The organism is Mycolicibacterium chubuense (assembly GCF_001044255.1).
Classification (GTDB): Bacteria; Actinomycetota; Actinomycetes; order Mycobacteriales; family Mycobacteriaceae; genus Mycobacterium; species Mycobacterium chubuense.
The window spans coordinates 17,771-34,290 of the sequence record NZ_JYNX01000089.1; the positions used below are offsets into that span (position 1 = coordinate 17,771).

The 16,520-nt window shown below is 68.9% G+C and carries 16 protein-coding genes; 10 read left to right on the forward strand and 6 right to left on the reverse strand.

The features are described from left to right. The first annotated feature begins 35 nt into the window (after positions 1–35). From dnaK to MCHUDSM44219_RS27035, 5 genes are all read left to right on the forward strand, one after another. On the forward strand, positions 36–1,895 hold the full coding sequence (gene dnaK / locus MCHUDSM44219_RS27015; protein WP_048421360.1) for a molecular chaperone DnaK: 1,860 nt from the start codon (positions 36–38) through the stop codon (positions 1,893–1,895). Continuing rightward, positions 1,892–2,497: a nucleotide exchange factor GrpE gene (gene grpE, locus MCHUDSM44219_RS27020; protein WP_048421361.1), complete on the forward strand. Its 606-nt coding sequence runs from the start codon at positions 1,892–1,894 to the stop codon at positions 2,495–2,497. Before dnaK ends, grpE begins: the two co-directional genes overlap by 4 nt. Positions 2,498–2,540: 43 nt before the next feature. After that, positions 2,541–3,725 (forward strand): molecular chaperone DnaJ, encoded by a 1,185-nt coding sequence (gene dnaJ / locus MCHUDSM44219_RS27025; RefSeq protein WP_048421362.1) that lies wholly within the window; start codon positions 2,541–2,543, stop codon positions 3,723–3,725. A 28-nt stretch (positions 3,726–3,753) separates the two neighbouring features. Next, positions 3,754–4,128 carry a heat shock protein transcriptional repressor HspR gene (locus tag MCHUDSM44219_RS27030; RefSeq protein ID WP_048421363.1) on the forward strand — a complete coding sequence of 125 codons (375 nt, stop codon included), beginning with the start codon at positions 3,754–3,756 and terminating at the stop codon, positions 4,126–4,128. A 142-nt stretch (positions 4,129–4,270) separates the two neighbouring features. Then, positions 4,271–5,557: a DoxX family protein gene (locus MCHUDSM44219_RS27035; RefSeq protein WP_048421364.1), complete on the forward strand. Its 1,287-nt coding sequence runs from the start codon at positions 4,271–4,273 to the stop codon at positions 5,555–5,557. 23 nt (positions 5,558–5,580) lie between these two features. Here MCHUDSM44219_RS27035 and MCHUDSM44219_RS27040 read toward each other — a convergent pair whose 3' ends face one another. From MCHUDSM44219_RS27040 to MCHUDSM44219_RS27050, 3 genes are read right to left on the reverse strand one after another with little or no spacing between them, the layout of a single operon-like run. Then, the gene (locus MCHUDSM44219_RS27040; protein ID WP_048421365.1) at positions 5,581–6,483 is read right to left on the reverse strand and encodes an aldose 1-epimerase; all 903 of its coding nucleotides are present in this window, start codon (positions 6,481–6,483) and stop codon (positions 5,581–5,583) included. Between the two features lie 22 nt (positions 6,484–6,505). After that, on the reverse strand, positions 6,506–7,666 hold the full coding sequence (locus tag MCHUDSM44219_RS27045; RefSeq protein ID WP_048421366.1) for an FAD-binding oxidoreductase: 1,161 nt from the start codon (positions 7,664–7,666) through the stop codon (positions 6,506–6,508). A gap of 44 nt (positions 7,667–7,710) precedes the next feature. Beyond that, positions 7,711–8,382 (reverse strand): GAP family protein, encoded by a 672-nt coding sequence (locus MCHUDSM44219_RS27050; protein WP_048421375.1) that lies wholly within the window; start codon positions 8,380–8,382, stop codon positions 7,711–7,713. Between the two features lie 45 nt (positions 8,383–8,427). On the opposite strand from MCHUDSM44219_RS27050, the gene MCHUDSM44219_RS27055 reads away from it, so the two are divergent. From MCHUDSM44219_RS27055 to MCHUDSM44219_RS27065, 3 genes are all read left to right on the forward strand, one after another. Beyond that, positions 8,428–9,390, forward strand: a complete 963-nt coding sequence (locus MCHUDSM44219_RS27055) for a putative antibiotic biosynthesis monooxygenase (protein ID WP_236695600.1) — start codon at positions 8,428–8,430, stop codon at positions 9,388–9,390. 35 nt (positions 9,391–9,425) lie between these two features. After that, positions 9,426–9,779: a VOC family protein gene (locus MCHUDSM44219_RS27060; protein ID WP_048421367.1), complete on the forward strand. Its 354-nt coding sequence runs from the start codon at positions 9,426–9,428 to the stop codon at positions 9,777–9,779. 63 nt (positions 9,780–9,842) lie between these two features. Next, positions 9,843–10,331 carry a GtrA family protein gene (locus tag MCHUDSM44219_RS27065; protein WP_082162421.1) on the forward strand — a complete coding sequence of 163 codons (489 nt, stop codon included), beginning with the start codon at positions 9,843–9,845 and terminating at the stop codon, positions 10,329–10,331. A gap of 5 nt (positions 10,332–10,336) precedes the next feature. Here MCHUDSM44219_RS27065 and MCHUDSM44219_RS27070 read toward each other — a convergent pair whose 3' ends face one another. Together MCHUDSM44219_RS27070 and MCHUDSM44219_RS27075 are read right to left on the reverse strand one after the other, a co-directional pair. Further along, positions 10,337–10,954 (reverse strand): CYTH domain-containing protein, encoded by a 618-nt coding sequence (locus tag MCHUDSM44219_RS27070; protein WP_048421368.1) that lies wholly within the window; start codon positions 10,952–10,954, stop codon positions 10,337–10,339. 73 nt (positions 10,955–11,027) lie between these two features. Beyond that, entirely contained in the window at positions 11,028–12,230 is a 1,203-nt protein-coding gene (locus MCHUDSM44219_RS27075) for a macrolide family glycosyltransferase (protein ID WP_236695601.1), read from the reverse strand. Positions 12,231–12,433: 203 nt separating this feature from the next. On the opposite strand from MCHUDSM44219_RS27075, the gene clpB reads away from it, so the two are divergent. Beyond that, on the forward strand, positions 12,434–14,980 hold the full coding sequence (gene clpB / locus MCHUDSM44219_RS27080; protein ID WP_048421370.1) for an ATP-dependent chaperone ClpB: 2,547 nt from the start codon (positions 12,434–12,436) through the stop codon (positions 14,978–14,980). A gap of 162 nt (positions 14,981–15,142) precedes the next feature. On the opposite strand, the gene MCHUDSM44219_RS27085 is transcribed toward clpB, so the two are convergent. After that, positions 15,143–15,814 carry an SDR family NAD(P)-dependent oxidoreductase gene (locus MCHUDSM44219_RS27085; protein WP_048421371.1) on the reverse strand — a complete coding sequence of 224 codons (672 nt, stop codon included), beginning with the start codon at positions 15,812–15,814 and terminating at the stop codon, positions 15,143–15,145. Between the two features lie 108 nt (positions 15,815–15,922). Here MCHUDSM44219_RS27085 and ttfA point away from each other — a divergent pair. Continuing rightward, a partial coding sequence (gene ttfA, locus MCHUDSM44219_RS27090; protein WP_048421372.1) for a trehalose monomycolate transport factor TtfA occupies positions 15,923–16,520 on the forward strand: 598 nt, incomplete at its 3' end.

Sequence of the window (16,520 nt, forward strand, 5' to 3'; positions counted from 1 at the left end):
GTACACATGTTTCGTCTATTCAGGAGGCAGTAACTATGGCTCGTGCGGTCGGCATCGACCTCGGGACCACCAACTCCGTCGTCGCAGTTCTCGAAGGTGGCGATCCCGTCGTCGTCGCGAACTCCGAGGGCTCCCGCACCACCCCGTCGGTCGTCGCGTTCGCGCGCAACGGCGAGGTGCTGGTCGGTCAGCCCGCCAAGAACCAGGCGGTGACCAACGTCGACCGGACGATCCGTTCGGTGAAGCGTCACATGGGCTCCGACTGGACCGTGGAGATCGACGGCAAGAACTACACCGCGCAGGAGATCAGCGCGCGCGTACTCATGAAGCTCAAGCGTGACGCCGAGAGCTACCTGGGCGAGGACATCGCCGACGCGGTCATCACCGTGCCTGCGTACTTCAACGACGCCCAGCGTCAGGCCACCAAGGAAGCCGGCCAGATCGCCGGCCTCAACGTGCTGCGCATCGTCAACGAGCCGACCGCGGCCGCCCTGGCCTACGGCCTCGACAAGGGCGAGAAGGAACAGACCATCCTGGTGTTCGACCTCGGCGGTGGCACGTTCGACGTGTCGCTGCTGGAGATCGGCGAGGGTGTCGTCGAGGTGCGTGCCACCTCCGGTGACAACCACCTCGGTGGCGACGACTGGGACGACCGGATCGTCGAATGGCTCGTCGACAAGTTCAAGGGCACGTCGGGCATCGACCTGACCAAGGACAAGATGGCGATGCAGCGGCTGCGCGAAGCGGCCGAGAAGGCCAAGATCGAGCTGTCGAGCTCGCAGAGCACGTCGATCAACCTGCCCTACATCACCGTCGACGCGGACAAGAACCCGCTGTTCCTCGACGAGCAGCTCACCCGCGCGGAGTTCCAGCGCATCACGCAGGATCTGCTGGACCGCACCCGTAAGCCGTTCCAGCAGGTGATCAAGGACGCCGGCATCGCCGTCGGCGACATCGACCACGTGGTGCTCGTCGGTGGCTCGACCCGCATGCCCGCGGTCTCCGAGCTCGTCAAGGAGATGACCGGCGGCCAGGAGCCCAACAAGGGCGTCAACCCCGACGAGGTCGTCGCCGTGGGTGCCGCGCTGCAGGCCGGTGTGCTCAAGGGCGAGGTCAAGGACGTACTGCTGCTCGACGTCACCCCGCTGAGCCTCGGTATCGAGACCAAGGGCGGCGTGATGACCAAGCTCATCGAGCGCAACACCACGATCCCCACCAAGCGTTCGGAGACGTTCACCACTGCCGACGACAACCAGCCGTCGGTGCAGATCCAGGTGTTCCAGGGTGAGCGCGAGATCGCCGCACACAACAAGCTGCTCGGCAGCTTCGAGCTGACCGGCATCCCGCCGGCCCCGCGCGGCGTGCCCCAGATCGAGGTCACGTTCGACATCGACGCCAACGGCATCGTGCACGTCACGGCCAAGGACAAGGGCACCGGCAAGGAGAACACGATCAAGATCCAGGAGGGCTCCGGCCTGTCCAAGGAGGAGATCGACCGGATGATCAAGGACGCCGAGGCGCACGCGGACGAGGACCGTCAGCGTCGCGAGGAGGCGGACGTCCGCAACCAGGCCGAGTCGCTGGTCTACCAGACGGAGAAGTTCGTCAAGGAGCAGCGCGAGGCCGAAGGTGGATCGAAGGTCTCCGAGGACACCTTGACCAAGGTCGACGGCGCGATCGCCGAGGCCAAGACCGCGCTCGCGGGCACCGACATCTCGGCCATCAAGTCCGCAATGGAGAAACTCGGCCAGGAGAGCCAGGCCCTGGGCCAGGCGATCTACGAGGCCACCCAGGCCGAGCAGGCCCCGTCCGACGGTGACGGCGGGGGCGCCTCGGCCTCCAACGACGACGTGGTCGACGCCGAGGTGGTCGAGGACGATCAGGAGCGGAAGTGAGCGAGGATCGAGAAGAGCCGATCACCGTCACCGACAAGCGCCGCATAGACCCGCAGACCGGCCAGGTGCGCGACGCACCTGAGCCGGCCTCCGGGCCGATCGAGGACGAGGTGCCGACGGTCTCGGAGGAGTCGCAGGACAAGGCGGCCGAACTGATCGCCGACCTCCAGCGGGTCCAAGCCGACTTCGCGAACTATCGCAAGCGCTCGCTGCGCGATCAGCAGGTGGCCACCGAGCGGGCCAAGGCCCACGTGGTGACCCAGCTGCTGCCGGTGCTCGACGACCTCGAGCGCGCCCGCGCGCACGGCGATCTCGATTCCGGGCCTCTCAAAGCTGTTGCGGACAAGCTGGTTTCGACCCTCCAGGGGTTAGGCCTGAAGCCGTTCGGCGAGGAGGGTGACGCGTTCGACCCGTCGCTGCACGAAGCCGTGCAGCACGAGGGCGACGGCACGCACCCGGTGGTCGGGACCGTCATGCGCCGCGGCTACCGCGTCGGTGACCACGTGGTCCGCCACGCGATGGTCGGCGTCGTGGACACGGTGCCCGACGCGGCCGAGTCCGGTAATGCCGACTCAGAATCGCAACAGCACTCAGAATCATAGAAATTGACCAACGATCAACGAGCAGGTGAGGAGGTGACGCGGTATGGCCCAGCGCGAATGGGTTGAGAAGGACTTCTACAAGGAGCTCGGCGTCGCCTCCGACGCCGGCCAGGACGAGATCAAGCGGGCCGCCCGCAAGATTCTCGCCGAGAACCACCCGGACCGGAATCCCGGTGACGCCGCGGCCGAGGAGCGGTACAAGGCCGCCTCGGAAGCCAAGGAAGTGCTCACCGATCCCGCCAAACGCAAGGAGTACGACGAGACCCGTCGGCTCTTCGCCGGCGGCGGGTTCGGCCGGGGGCGCTACAGCGGTGGCGGCGGTGGCTTCGGAGGATTCGGCGGAGGCGACGGTCAGGAGTTCAACCTCAACGACCTGTTCGACGCCGCCGGCCAGCAGGGTGGCGCCAACATCGGCGACCTGTTCGGTGGGCTGTTCGGCCGCGGCGCGCAACAGCCGCGGCCGAGCCGCCCCCGGCGGGGCAACGACCTCGAGACCGAGACCGAACTGAGTTTCCTCGAGGCCACCAAGGGTGTGGCGATGCCGTTGCGGCTCACCAGTCCCGCCCCGTGCACCAACTGCCACGGCAGCGGTGCGAGGCCGGGAACCAGCCCGAAGGTGTGCCCGAACTGCAACGGCGCCGGCGTCGTCAGCCGCAACCAGGGTGCGTTCGGCTTCTCCGAGCCGTGCACGGAATGCCGTGGCAGCGGGTCGATCATCGAGAACCCGTGCGACGAGTGCAAGGGCACCGGGGTGACCACCCGGACCCGCACCATCAACGTGCGGATCCCGCCGGGTGTCGAGGACGGGCAGCGTATCCGGCTCGCCGGACAGGGCGAAGCCGGTCTGCGCGGCGCCCCGTCGGGCGACCTGTACGTCACCGTGCACGTGCGACCAGACAAGGTGTTCGGGCGCAACGGCGACGACCTGACCGTCACGGTCCCCGTCAGCTTCCACGAGTTGGCGCTGGGGACAACGCTTTCCGTGCCGACGCTGGAAGGCAAGGTCGGGGTGCGGGTGCCCAAGGGCACGTCCGACGGCCGCATCCTGCGGGTGCGCGGCCGCGGTGTGCCGAAGCGCTCGGGCGGTCACGGCGACCTGCTGGTGACCGTCAAGGTGGCGGTTCCCTCGAATCTCGAGGGTGAAGCCGCCGAGGCCCTGGAGGCCTACGCCAAAGCCGAACGCGCCAGCGGCTTCGACCCGAGGGCGGGATGGGCAGGGGCGCAGTGATGAGCGCTTGCGCGAAGAGCAGAGACCGATGAGCGCCGGCCGCAACGACTCGAACAATCAGGCGAGGACGTTCCTGATCTCGGTGGCCGCCGAGCTGGCCGGCATGCATGCGCAGACGCTGCGTACGTACGACCGGCTCGGCCTGGTCAGCCCGGAACGCACGTCCGGTGGGGGACGGCGCTATTCGCAGCGGGACGTCGACCTGCTCCGTGAGGTGCAGCGGCTCTCGCAGGACGAAGGCGTCAACCTCGCCGGCATCAAGCGCATCATCGAGCTGACCAACCAGGTCGAGGCGCTGCAGGCCCGGGTGCGCGAACTCAACGCCGAGGTCGAGCACCTACGGTCCCAGCCGCGGCCCAAGAGCACCGCGCTGGTGGTCTGGCAGCCGCGCAACAAGCGCTAGCACTTCCGCCGAAACTGTATTCCACGCGCGAAATCCCATGATTTCCCCGCGCGGAATACAGTTTCGGCGGGTCTGCGTGGGGGATATCCCCACCCCGCCCCGGGGGCGCACACGGTTGATCGCCAAGGGTTGGGCGGCCACGATGGTCGTCGTGGCCGCACCCTGGCATCCTGCGACGCGGATCGCGTTCCGCTTCTGTTTCGTCTACTTCGGCGCGTTCTGCCTGACGTTCGCTCAGATCGTCTTCGTCTACGCCGGGATCCTCACCCGGTGGCTGCCACCGGACGCGGTGATCTGGCAGATGACACGGATCGAACCGATCCTGACCTGGGTCGGCCGCCATGTCTTCGGCATCGAGGCTGTGCTGCACCGCGACTCCAACAGCGGCGACCAGGCCGTCATCTGGGTCATGGTGTTCGTCTATGTCGTGTTCGCCGCTGTCGCGACGCTGATCTGGTCGGTGCTCGACCGACGCCGCCGGGAGTACACCCGGCTGCACGCCTGGTTCCTGGTGTTCGTCCGGTTGAGTCTGGCGGGGCAGATGCTCTTCTACGGCATCGCGAAGGTCATCCCGACGCAGATGCCGCCGCCGCCGCTGGCGGCGCTGCTGCGGCCGTTCGGTGACTTGAGCCCGGCATCGGTGCTGTGGCTGCAGGTCGGCAGTTCACAACCCTACGAAATCGCTCTTGGCGCAGTGGAAGTCGTCGCCGGGCTGCTCCTGTTCTTCGGCAGGACCGCGACGCTGGGGGCACTGCTGAGCGCGATGTCGATGGCGCAGGTGTTCCTGTTGAACATGAGCTACGACGTGCCCGTCAAGATCCTCTCGCTGCACCTGCTGCTGCTGAGCCTGATTCTGCTCGCCCCCCAGATCGGCCGACTGGCCGACGTTCTCGTATGGCAGCGACCGTCGGAGCCGACGACGCAACCGCCCCTGTTCACCGACGCCCGGTCCAACCGGATCGCGGCGGGCGTGGTCGCGGCGCTGGGCGTGTGGGTCCTGGTCGGCTGTCTGGTCGCAGGGGTGACGGCGTGGCGGGATTACGGCGGGGGCCGCGAGAAGCCCGAGTTGTACGGCATCTGGGAGGTGGACCGGTTCACCGCGGGCGGCACGGAGACCCCACCGCTGACAACGGACCCGAAGCGTTGGCAGCGCGTCGTTTTCGACGACGTCGGGACGCTCACCTACCAGCTGATGAACGGCACGCTGGTGGACGAGCCGATCGCCTTCGACAGCGCGGGCCGCACCATCGCGCTGCCTGCGCGTGAGGAGACCCTGCGCTACGCGCGGCCGGCGCCGGACCGGCTTCTGCTCGACGGCACGCTCGACGGTCAGCAGGTCAGCATGTCGCTCGAGCGCCGGGACCCGGACTCGTTCGAGTTGCGCAGCAGGGGTTTTCACTGGGTGCAGGACTACCCGCACTTCGCGTGACTGGCGCGTTCGGCGGGGTCGGGTCAGCCGACCGCGATCCGGAACCGGGCGACGGCCGATTCGCCGGGCTGCACGACGTGGTAGCCGCCGCGGCGCAGCGCGTCGGTGGGCGCGGCCATCGGCTCGAAGCACACGACGTCGTCGTCGCCGGGTGCGAACACCTGCGCGGCGGTGAAACCCTCGTCGAAGTGCACCTCGATGCGCCGGTCACCACCGGAGAGCGCGAACACCGATCCCGGAGCGACCTCGTCGAAGCCTTCGTCGATGAACTTGTCGCCCAACAACTCTGACGCAGCGTCACGCTGCTCGACACGTCCCGTGGGGATGCCCCAGGCGTTGACGGGCTGATACCGCATCGCCGGCGTCTCGATGCGCCACTGTGCGCGTGGTACGCCCGGCAGCTGCAGGTACGGATGGAATCCGAAACACAGGGGCACCCGCGAACCCGTCGTCGCGGTCACGGTCGTCGTCACCGTCAGCGTCCGGTCGGCCAGCGTGATGTCGAGGGTCAGCAGGTGCGGGAACGGGAACGTCGCCAGCAGCGCCGGCCGCGCCGCGAAGTCCAGTTCGGCGGTCAGCTGGGACTCCAGCAGCGTCGTGACCGTCCAGTCCTTGTACGCGGCCAACGTGCCGTGGATCGGCACCCCGTGCTGATCGGTGCGCACTCCGCCGGTGCCGGGGGTCAGCGTGACCACCGCGCCGTCGACGCCGTAGCCCATGCTGCTGAGCCGGTTCGCCCACGGGTACAGGATCGGGATGCCCATGGTCTTTCCGTTGGAGGCGTAGGCCTGCAGCCCGCGGCGCTGGCCCAGCAACTCGACGCCGTCGTCGGACAGGGAGGTGCCGACCATTCCCGCCGTCGGGACGTAGGTGGCGGTCAGCGGGGACGACGGATCACGCAGCGTGACGGTTTCGAACGCGTCCATACCCCGATCCTGCCACGTATGGTCAGCTCGCCAGGGGATCGTGGCGGATTCGTTCGGCGGGCGCGCCTTTGGCGATCAGCGCGGCCTTGGTCGCGGCCACCATGGCCGGCCCGCCGCACACCAGGATCTGCCGATCGCCCCAGTTGCCGTACCGGGTCACCACCTCGGGAAGCCGGCCGGTCTGGCGGACGTGCAGGCCGCGCGGCGGGGTGACGTCCGGGTACTGGGCGGCCCACGGCGGATCGAAGTCGAATTCCGAGACCGGGGTGACCGACAGCCACGGATTGGTCGACGCAATCTCCCACAGCGTGCGCAGATCGTAGAGCTCACAGGGGTGCTTGGCGCCGAAGAACAGATGCACGCGGGGGTTCTCGCCGAACCGGGCCAGGTCCATGATCAGCGTCCGCAGCGGCGCCAGACCGGTGCTGCCCGCGACCATCAGCACGTCGCCGTCGTCGCGGTCGACGTGCAGTGCGCCGTGCGGGTTGGACACCCGCCAGCGGTCTCCGGGGCGTGCCTCGCCGACGATCGCGGTGCTGACCATGCCTCCGGGCACCGACCGGATGTGGAACTCGAGGTAGCCGGCGGGATCGGCGGGGATCGACGGGCTCAGATAGCGCCACCGGCGCGGCCACTGCGGCACCTGCACCGGCAGGTACTGGCCCGGCTGGTAGCCGAGCGCGTGGTCCATCTTCAGCCGGATCACCGAGACGTCGCGGGCCGGCCGGAGGTGCTCGAGCACGGTGCCGTCGCAGAACGGCGGGCTGGTCTCGGCGTCCGCGGCGCCGCTCATCACGCCGACGATCAGTGCGATGACATCGGTGACGGCCTCGGCGAGCCTGCGGTCCCAGCGGTCGGCCAGCCGGCCGCGCAGGGTGGCGAGCAGCGCGGTCTGCAGCGTCTCGTAGTGGCCCGGGGTGACGCCGTACTTGCGGTGGTCGCGCCCGAGCTGGGCCAGGAACGCCACCGGTTCCTCGGCGCGCTGCGCGATGAGCTCGTCGCACAGCCAGCTCAACGCGTGACCGAAGACCTTGCGCTGGGTCGCCATGTCCGGGGGGAAGAGGTCGCGCGCGGACAGGTCGGTGGCGAACCAGCGGGTGTAGAAGTCGGCGACCAGCTGCTCGCCGCCGGAGTCGAGCGCATCCCGCAGGATGCGCATCGAATCGCGGTCTTCGAGGCCCACGCCGCACGATCCTAGGTCACGGCGGGGCACGCCCGCTCGCTGCGCTACAGGCCGTGAACGCCCTTGTACAGCACCAGAAGTCCGATCACCACCAGGATCACGGCGACCAGCGTCGCGTGCTGGCGCTCCAGCCACTCCTTCAACCGAGTCAGCGCGGGGTCCAGCCGGTCGCCGGACACCGCGTACCCGAGGATCGGCAGCGCCACCGTCGAGCCCGCCACCACGACGTACCACGCCTCGGCGACCCACACCTGGGGTGCGTCGATACCGGCCGATCCGATCGCCAAACCCGCTGCGGCACAAAGGAAAAGTACCTTGGGGTTGACGACGGTCAACGCGACGGCGGTCACCGCGGCCTTGGCCGGGGTGAGCGTGCTCATCCGCGTCATCCAGCCGGGCATGTGCTCGGACTTCTTCCGGGTGGCCCACCGGTAGCCGCCGAAGACGATGAGCGCCGCACCGACGACGATGCGCAGCCATGACGCCCACCCGGGCGGCTTGTCGCCGATCCCGCCGATCAGGTTCGACAGTTCCACGAAGAGCGCGGTGAGCGCCGCGAGGCCGACGAGCCAGCCGGCGAGGAACGCCAGCCCCGTCGGCCGGGGCCGCGGGGTGTGCAACACCAGCACCGCCGGGATGATCGACAACGGCGACAGGGCGACGACCAGTGCCAACGGAACCAGCTCGGTCAAGATCGGACCCCACGACACCGGCAGAAGGTAGCAGCCGGAGGCCCTGCAGACCACCGGTATCGTCGGCCGATGATGCAGCCCGGTCTGCGTCCGGTGACAGCGGTGACCGTCTTCCATTCCGGCGGTGACGACGTCGCTTTCCAGCGGTGGTCCGAGGAGCTGCTGGCATCGGCCGGCTCCGCGACCGGTCACCTGTCGGGGTGCACGTCGGTGCGGGGCGAGGCCGCCTTCGAACCGGCGGTCGCGGTGACCTTCGCCGGAGAGAGCGCGCTGCACGCATGGCTCGACAGCAGCGGGCGCGCCGAGATCCTGCGCGAGGGTCGGCGTCGCGGGTTCTGGGCCGCCTGCACCGACCTGATCCTCGACGAGGGTGGCGGCGCTGCGGGGGTCGGGGTGTTCCGGCATGCGGTCGCCCCCGGCCGGGAGGAGGGCTTCCTCACCACGCAAGTGCGGCTGTCCACTGTGGCTGCGACGCAGCCCGGATACCAGGGCACCGTGCTGTTGCCTGCCGATCGGGACGGTGAGTGGACGTCGATGGTCCGCTTCCGCACCGGCGCGCAGCTGGCGCAGTGGATCGGGTCCGACGAGCGAGGAGCGGCGCTGGCGCCCCTTCGCGAGACGCTGAGCAGGGACTTCAGCGCCGTTTCGGGAACCACCCCGTTCGGTACCACGGTGCGGGTGCAGGACGGTCGCACGCTGATGACGCCCAACTGGAAGTCGGCGATGCTGGTGCTCGCCGTGCTCTATCCGACCGTGATGCTGCTGTCGCGGTTCCTCGGCCCCGCCGTCGACCACGTGGGCGCGCCGCCGTGGCTGGGGTTGTGGATCAGGCAGATCGTGAGCGTGACCGCGATGCAGTGGTGGCTGATGCCGGCCGCGTCGCGGCCCTTCCGACGCTGGCTGGATCCGGTCGACGGGGCGGGCGCCCGGGTCAGCGTGGCCGGGGCCGCAGCGATCCTGGTCTGCTACGCCGTGACGCTGACACTGTTCGCCACCGTGCACGAGCTGCAGTTCTGGGATTACGCCGACTGACGATGAGTTCCGGCGGAGCGCCGGGTCAACACCGCATGTCTATCCAACACCTGCTCGCGGTCGTCCCCGTCTCGGACATCGCAGTGAGCCGGAAGTGGTACGCGTCGCTGTTCGGCCGCACCGAGGACAACAACCCGATGCCGACGCTGATCGAGTGGCAGGTGCTGCCCGGCGCGTGGGTGCAGGTCTTCCACGACGAGGACCGCGCCGGGTCCGGCTTGCTCAACCTCGCGGTCGACGATCTCGAGGCCCACCGCGCCGCCCTGCGGGAGCGCGGTCTCGATCCCGGCGAGATCGCCGACGCCGACAAAGGCGTGCGCCTCTCTGCGCTGGCCGACCCCGACGGCAACGCCATCACGCTCATCGGCGGGTTCCGGGTCGACTACTGATCCGAGGTCTGGCGTTCGGCCGCCGCTCATCGTCGCGTCATCTGCTGGTGTCACAGTGACCTCGTGTCGGTCGGATCGCAGCCGCGTCGCGGGCGTGCTGTCCTCATCCCGGCCGCATTCCATCGCTGGTGCGAGCGCGTGGCGCGCCGGTTGCCGCTCGGGCTCGACCAGGTCGTCGCGCCGACGCTGCTGGGCTTCTGCCTGATCAACAGCGCAACTTTCGGCGTGGACCTGATGTTGTTGGTCGGACTGCGCGGAGGGCTGGGCGTTCCGTACCCGCTCGCGGTGACGATCGCCTACGCATGCGCCTTCGGGTCGAGCTATGCGCTCAACCGTTACCTGAACTTTCGCTCGCACGCCCCGGTCGGGCAGGAGCTGACCATCTACGTCGCAGTGGTCGTGATCAATTACCTGGTGTTCATCCTGGCGCTGTCGACACTGCTGACAGACCTCGGCCTCGACTACCGCCTCGCACGTCTGACGGTCGGCGGATGCGAAGCCGCCTTCATGTACTGCGCTCTGCGGTGGGTGGTGTTCCGGAAGGTCCGGTAGGGCCGTCAGGGGCCGTCGAACCGGTTCTGCCCGAGGCTGTCGACGAAAGCCGGCCCGCGTGAGTCGAGTTCGCGACGAAACTGCGCCGACCAGGATCCGAAGGGATGGTGGGCCAGGTACTCGTTGCGGAACCGATCGTCCTCGGAGACCTCGGTGACGCAGAACGCGGGAATCGCGAGATCGACAACAGGGCCATCGCGTTCGACCTCGGACATGAGCAGGGGCGCATTGGCGCCCAGGAAGCGGTCGATGATCCACCCGTCCTCACCCAGCCAGACCGATGAGCGGATCTTGACCACGACATGGTCGGCCCGCGAGACGATCTGTCCTGCCACCAGCGGATCGAGTTCGCGCTCGGCCTCATAGCGGGTCCCACCGGCGGCCGGGCCTTTCGCGGTCATGGTGCCCATGGCCTCGTCACCCAGGGCGGTCACGAGCTGCGCCGGCGTCGCATCCAGTTCGGCGGGTGCGGGCCCCTGCACGCGTACCCGCACCGCGTAACCCTCCGAGACGAACAGGTATGCCTGCGCGATCAACAGCGGGCTGGGGTCGGATGCCGCGACGGCCGGCATGTCGCGAACGAAGAACTTCCGCTCGTACTCGAAGTCGCCGATGTCAGACATCTCTCGACGGTAGACCGGCCTGCGCTGACGGCCGGGGACATGGCGTCCGTGTCCATCGGCGACATTCGACGTGTCACCAGCGGTCTGCGGCGACGTCCTCCACGGCATCGGCCGCGCGCGTCGGTCCGCCCTGTCTCCGGAGTTCGGCACGAACGGCGTCCAGACGTCGCCGGATCGCAGGGGCCGACGCCACGTCGAGCACGGCTCGTCCCAGCTCCGCCGGCTCGGGTTGGTCCTGGCGCAGGTGGCGACCCACCCCGATCTCTTCGAGCCGATCGGCATTGGCGGGCTGGTCGACGGCCTGCGGAAGCGCGATGATGGGAACGCCGAACCACAGCGCCTCGCTGCACGACCCCATACCGGCGTGGGAGATGAACGCGTCCGCCCGAGCGAGGACCGCGGGCTGGGGGACGCTCGAACGAACCTGCACCCAGTCGGGCACGGGCCCCAACTCGTCCGCCGACAGTGTCGTGCCGATCGCCATGGTGAGACGCCATCCCGCGCCGTCGAGGCCGTCGATCGCGGCGCGGTAGATGTCCGCGCGATCCGTGTACGCCGTGCCGAGGGCCAGCAGGGCCAGCGGACCGTCGCCGGGCGGTGGGGTCCAGTCACCCGGGTCTTCTCGTCGGGGGTCCAGGCAGGGTCCGACGAAGCGGTAGCGATCCGAGACCCGGTCGGCGTGGCGCTGCATGATCTGCGGGATCAGCACCAGGCATCGTCTCGGGACACCGGTGATGTCCTCGACCGTCAGTGTCGTTCCCGCAGAGGCCAGCCACTGCTCGAAGGTCTGCCGGTAGTCGACGCCGCTCGGACTGCCCATCAGCGGATCCAGGATCGCTGCCATGTCCTCGTAGTAGCCGTCCCAGGCCACCTCGCTCGGGGACAGCTGCGCGGCCGGGACGCCCCAGAGCTCGGCTGCGACCGGACCCGCCATCCCGCCGATGTCGTAGAGAACCAGGTCGGGACGGTCGGTCGCGAAGGTGCCACAGAGTTGCGGGAGGACGTGGATGGCCTCGTCGAGAAAGATCCGCATGCCGGCGACCGGGTCGTCGTCGTCGAAGCGCGTCGGTGCCCCGGGAGCGCCCGGCAGCGTCGACGTGCACGCGACGACGTCGGCACCGGTGGGGTCGACGAGCGACGCCAGGTGACCGCTGACGGCATAGCTGACCCGATGGCCGCGGTCGACGAGCTCGCGGACCACGGCGAGGTGGGGATACATGTGGCTCGGCGCGGAGGCGCCGACCACGAGGATGTGAAGTCGGCGTCGGGTCGGCACCGACGGATTGTCGCCGGATCTGCGCGCGTGTGTCATCCCGATTTCCCTGCGACCCGGATCGGTGACGTTCGGCCCCTAGTGCTCGCCCGGGAAAAAAGTTAAAGTTGAGCGGAACAGACTCAACATTGACGACGTTGTAGAGGCTGACAAGCATTTCAAGGGCCGCTTTCTGCGGCCCGTTGGACATGAAAGTGAGGAGTCCGGTGGACTCGTTCAACCCGACGACCAAGACTCAGGCGGCCCTGACTTCGGCGCTGCAAGCGGCCACCGCCGCAGGCAACCCGCAGATCACGCCCGCCCACCTGTTGATGGCACTGCTGACGCAGAACGACGGCATCGCCGCTCCGCTGCTCGAGGCTGTCGGCGTCGAACCCGCGACCGTGCGCGCCGAGACGCAGCGCCTGCTCGACCGGCTGCCCAGCGCCACCGGATCGGCGTCGCAGCCGCAACTCGCCCCGCAGGCCGTCGCGGCCATCACTGCCGCCCAGCAGCTGGCCACCGAGATGGACGACGAGTACGTCTCCACCGAGCACCTGCTCGTCGGCCTGGCCACCGGGGACAGCGACACCGCCAAGCTGCTGACCGGCCACGGCGCGTCGCCGCAGGCCCTGCGCGAGGCGTTCGTCAAGGTCCGTGGCAGCGCCCGGGTCACCAGCCCCGACCCCGAAGGCACGTACCAGGCGCTGGAGAAGTACTCCACCGACCTGACCGCGCGGGCACGCGAGGGCGCGCTCGACCCTGTCATCGGCCGGGACACCGAGATCCGTCGCGTCGTGCAGGTGCTCTCCCGCCGCACCAAGAACAACCCGGTGCTCATCGGTGAGCCCGGCGTCGGCAAGACCGCGATCGTCGAGGGCCTGGCCCAGCGCATCGTCGCCGGCGACGTGCCGGAGAGCTTGCGCGACAAGACCGTGGTCTCCCTGGACCTGGGTTCGATGGTGGCCGGCGCGAAGTACCGCGGCGAGTTCGAGGAGCGGCTCAAGGCCGTCCTCGACGACATCAAGAACTCGGCCGGGCAGATCATCACGTTCATCGACGAGCTGCACACCATCGTCGGCGCCGGCGCGACCGGCGAGTCCGCGATGGACGCCGGCAACATGATCAAGCCGATGCTGGCCCGCGGTGAGCTGCGACTGGTCGGCGCCACCACGCTCGACGAGTACCGCAAGTACATCGAGAAGGACGCCGCGCTGGAGCGCCGCTTCCAGCAGGTCCTGGTCGGTGAGCCGTCGGTCGAGGACACCGTCGGCATCCTGCGCGGACTCAAGGAGCGCTACGAGGTGCACCACGGCGTGCGGATCACCGACTCCGCGCTCGTCGCGGCCGCGTCGCTGTCCGACCGCTACATCACCTCCCGCTTCCTGCCGGACAAGGCCATCGACCTGGTCGACGAGGCCGCGTCACGGCTGCGCATGGAGATCGACTCACGCCCCGTCGAGATCGACGAGGTCGAGCGCCTGGTGCGCCGCCTCGAGATCGAGGAGATGGCGCTGTCCAAGGAAGAGGACGCCGCCTCCAAGGAACGGTTGGAGAAGCTGCGCGCCGAGCTGGCCGACCAGAAGGAGAAGCTGTCCGAGCTCACCACGCGCTGGCAGAACGAGAAGAGCGCCATCGACGTGGTCCGGGACCTCAAGGAGCAGCTGGACCACCTGCGCGGTGAGTCCGACCGGGCCGAGCGCGACGGTGATCTGGCCAAGGCCGCCGAGCTGCGGTACGGCCGGATCCCCGAGGTCGAGAAGAAGCTCGAGGCGGCCATTCCGACCGCTCAGGCGCAGGAGAACGTCATGCTCAAGGAGGAGGTCGGGCCCGACGACATCGCCGATGTCGTGTCGGCGTGGACCGGGATCCCGGCGGGCCGGATGCTCGAGGGCGAGACGGCCAAGCTGCTGCGCATGGAGGAGGAGCTGGGCAAGCGCGTCGTCGGCCAGCGCAAGGCCGTGCAGGCCGTGTCCGACGCGGTGCGCCGGTCGCGGGCCGGCGTCGCCGACCCGAACCGGCCGACGGGCTCGTTCATGTTCCTCGGCCCGACCGGTGTCGGGAAGACCGAGCTGGCCAAGGCGCTGGCGGAGTTCCTGTTCGACGACGAGCGGGCGATGGTCCGCATCGACATGAGCGAGTACGGCGAGAAGCACTCGGTGGCTCGGCTGGTCGGTGCCCCTCCCGGCTACATCGGCTACGACCAGGGCGGTCAGCTGACCGAGGCGGTGCGCCGGCGTCCCTACACGGTGATCCTGTTCGACGAGATCGAGAAGGCGCACCCGGACGTGTTCGACGTGCTGCTGCAGGTCCTCGATGAGGGCAGGCTGACCGACGGGCAGGGCCGCACCGTCGACTTCCGCAACACCATCCTGATCCTGACGTCGAACCTGGGGGCCGGCGGCTCCGAGGAGCAGGTGATGGCCGCGGTGCGCTCGGCGTTCAAGCCGGAGTTCATCAACCGCCTCGACGACGTGATCATCTTCGACGGGCTCAACCCCGAGGAGCTGGTCTCGATCGTGGACATCCAGCTGCAACAGCTGGCCAAGCGGTTGGCGCAGCGCCGGCTGACCCTCGAGGTGTCGCTGCCCGCCAAGAAGTGGCTGGCCGACCGCGGCTTCGACCCGATCTACGGGGCCCGGCCGCTGCGCCGCCTGATGCAGCAGGCCATCGGCGACCAGTTGGCCAAGATGCTGTTGGCCGGCGACGTGCACGACGGCGACATCGTGCCCGTCAACGTCAGCCCGGATGGGGACCGCCTGGTCCTGGGATGAGCGCTCGCGCGAAGACCCGAGTGATGGGATGAGCGCTCGCGCGAAGACCCGAGTGATGGGATGAGCGCTCGCGCGAAGACCCAAGTACTGGGATGAGCGCTCGTTGAGACTGCGGTCAGATCGCGTTTCGTGAAGGGAACGCGATCTGGCCGCAGTTTCGCGTCAGAAAGCCGTGCTCGGCACGTCCGTCTCGTCGTCGACCAGCGCCGCGACGATGCGTTCGGCCACCGCATCGGGATCCAGGCCCGTCGGCAGGCGGGGCGGGTCGCCGGCGATGGCCCGGCCCGCCAGGCCCGTCTCGGTGTGCGGCGGTCGCACGTCGACGACGCGGACCTTGCGCCGCCGGGCCTCGGTGCGCGCCGCGGTGAACAGCGCCGCTGTCGCCGCCTTCACCGCCGAGTACACCGCCATGTTCGGCAGCGGCTTCTCGGCGACGACCGCGCTGACGTTGAGTATCACCCCGCCCGGCTCGAGCACCGGCAGGGCCGCGCGCAGCACCCGCAGCGGCGCCAGGAAGTCGACCAGCACCAGGTCGTCGACGGTGTCGTCATCGATCTCGGTGAGCGGGCCGAACGCGACCACGCCCGCGGCGATCACGACACCGTCGAGCCGGCCGTGCTGCTCCCGGGCCGCCTCGACGACCGTCCGCCCGGCGTCCGGGTCGCGCAGATCGGCGGTCACGGTGTGGGCGTCGCCGATCTCGGCCAGCGCGTCGGCGGAGCGTCCCGTCACCGTCAGGTCCGCGCCGCGGTCCGCCAGCCTCCTCGCGATGCGCGATCCGAGCGCCCCACTGGCCCCGACGACGAGGTAGGTCTTACCGGACAAGTCGGTCATCCGGTCAGTATGCGTGGCCAGCGCTGACGGGAGATCCCGGAGAAGGTGACCGGGTTGTGACCCATTCGGATTCGGACCGGACCGTCGGAAGCGGATACTCTGAACGCAATGGTTCCGCTCTGGTTCACGCTGTCCGCACTCTGCTTCGTGGGTGCGGCGGTACTTCTGTACGTCGACCACGACCGCCGCCGCGGTCTGGGCCGGCGCCGTAAGTCGTGGGCGAAGTCGCACGGATTCGACTACGAACAGGAATCGGCGGACATTCTGTCGCGCTGGAAGCGCGGCGTGATGTCCACGGTCGGCAACGTGACCGCCAAGAACGTCGTGCTCGGACAGATCCGCGGCGAGGCGGTGTTCATCTTCGACCTCGAGGACGTCGCCACCGTGATCGCGCTGCACCGCAAGGTCGGCACGAACGTCGTGGTGGACATGCGCCTCAAGGGCGTCAAGGAGCCGCGCGAGAGCGACATCTGGCTGCTCGGCGCGATCGGACCCCGGATGGTCTACTCCACCAACCTCGACGCCGCCCGCCGCGCCTGCGACCGCCGGATGGTGACGTTCGCACACACCGCCCCGGACTGCGCCGAGATCATGTGGAACGAGCAGAACTGGACGCTGATCAGCATGCCCGTGACCAGCACCCGCGCCCAGTGGGACGAGGGCCTGCGCACCGTGCGCCAGTTCAACGACCTCCTGCGGGTGCTGC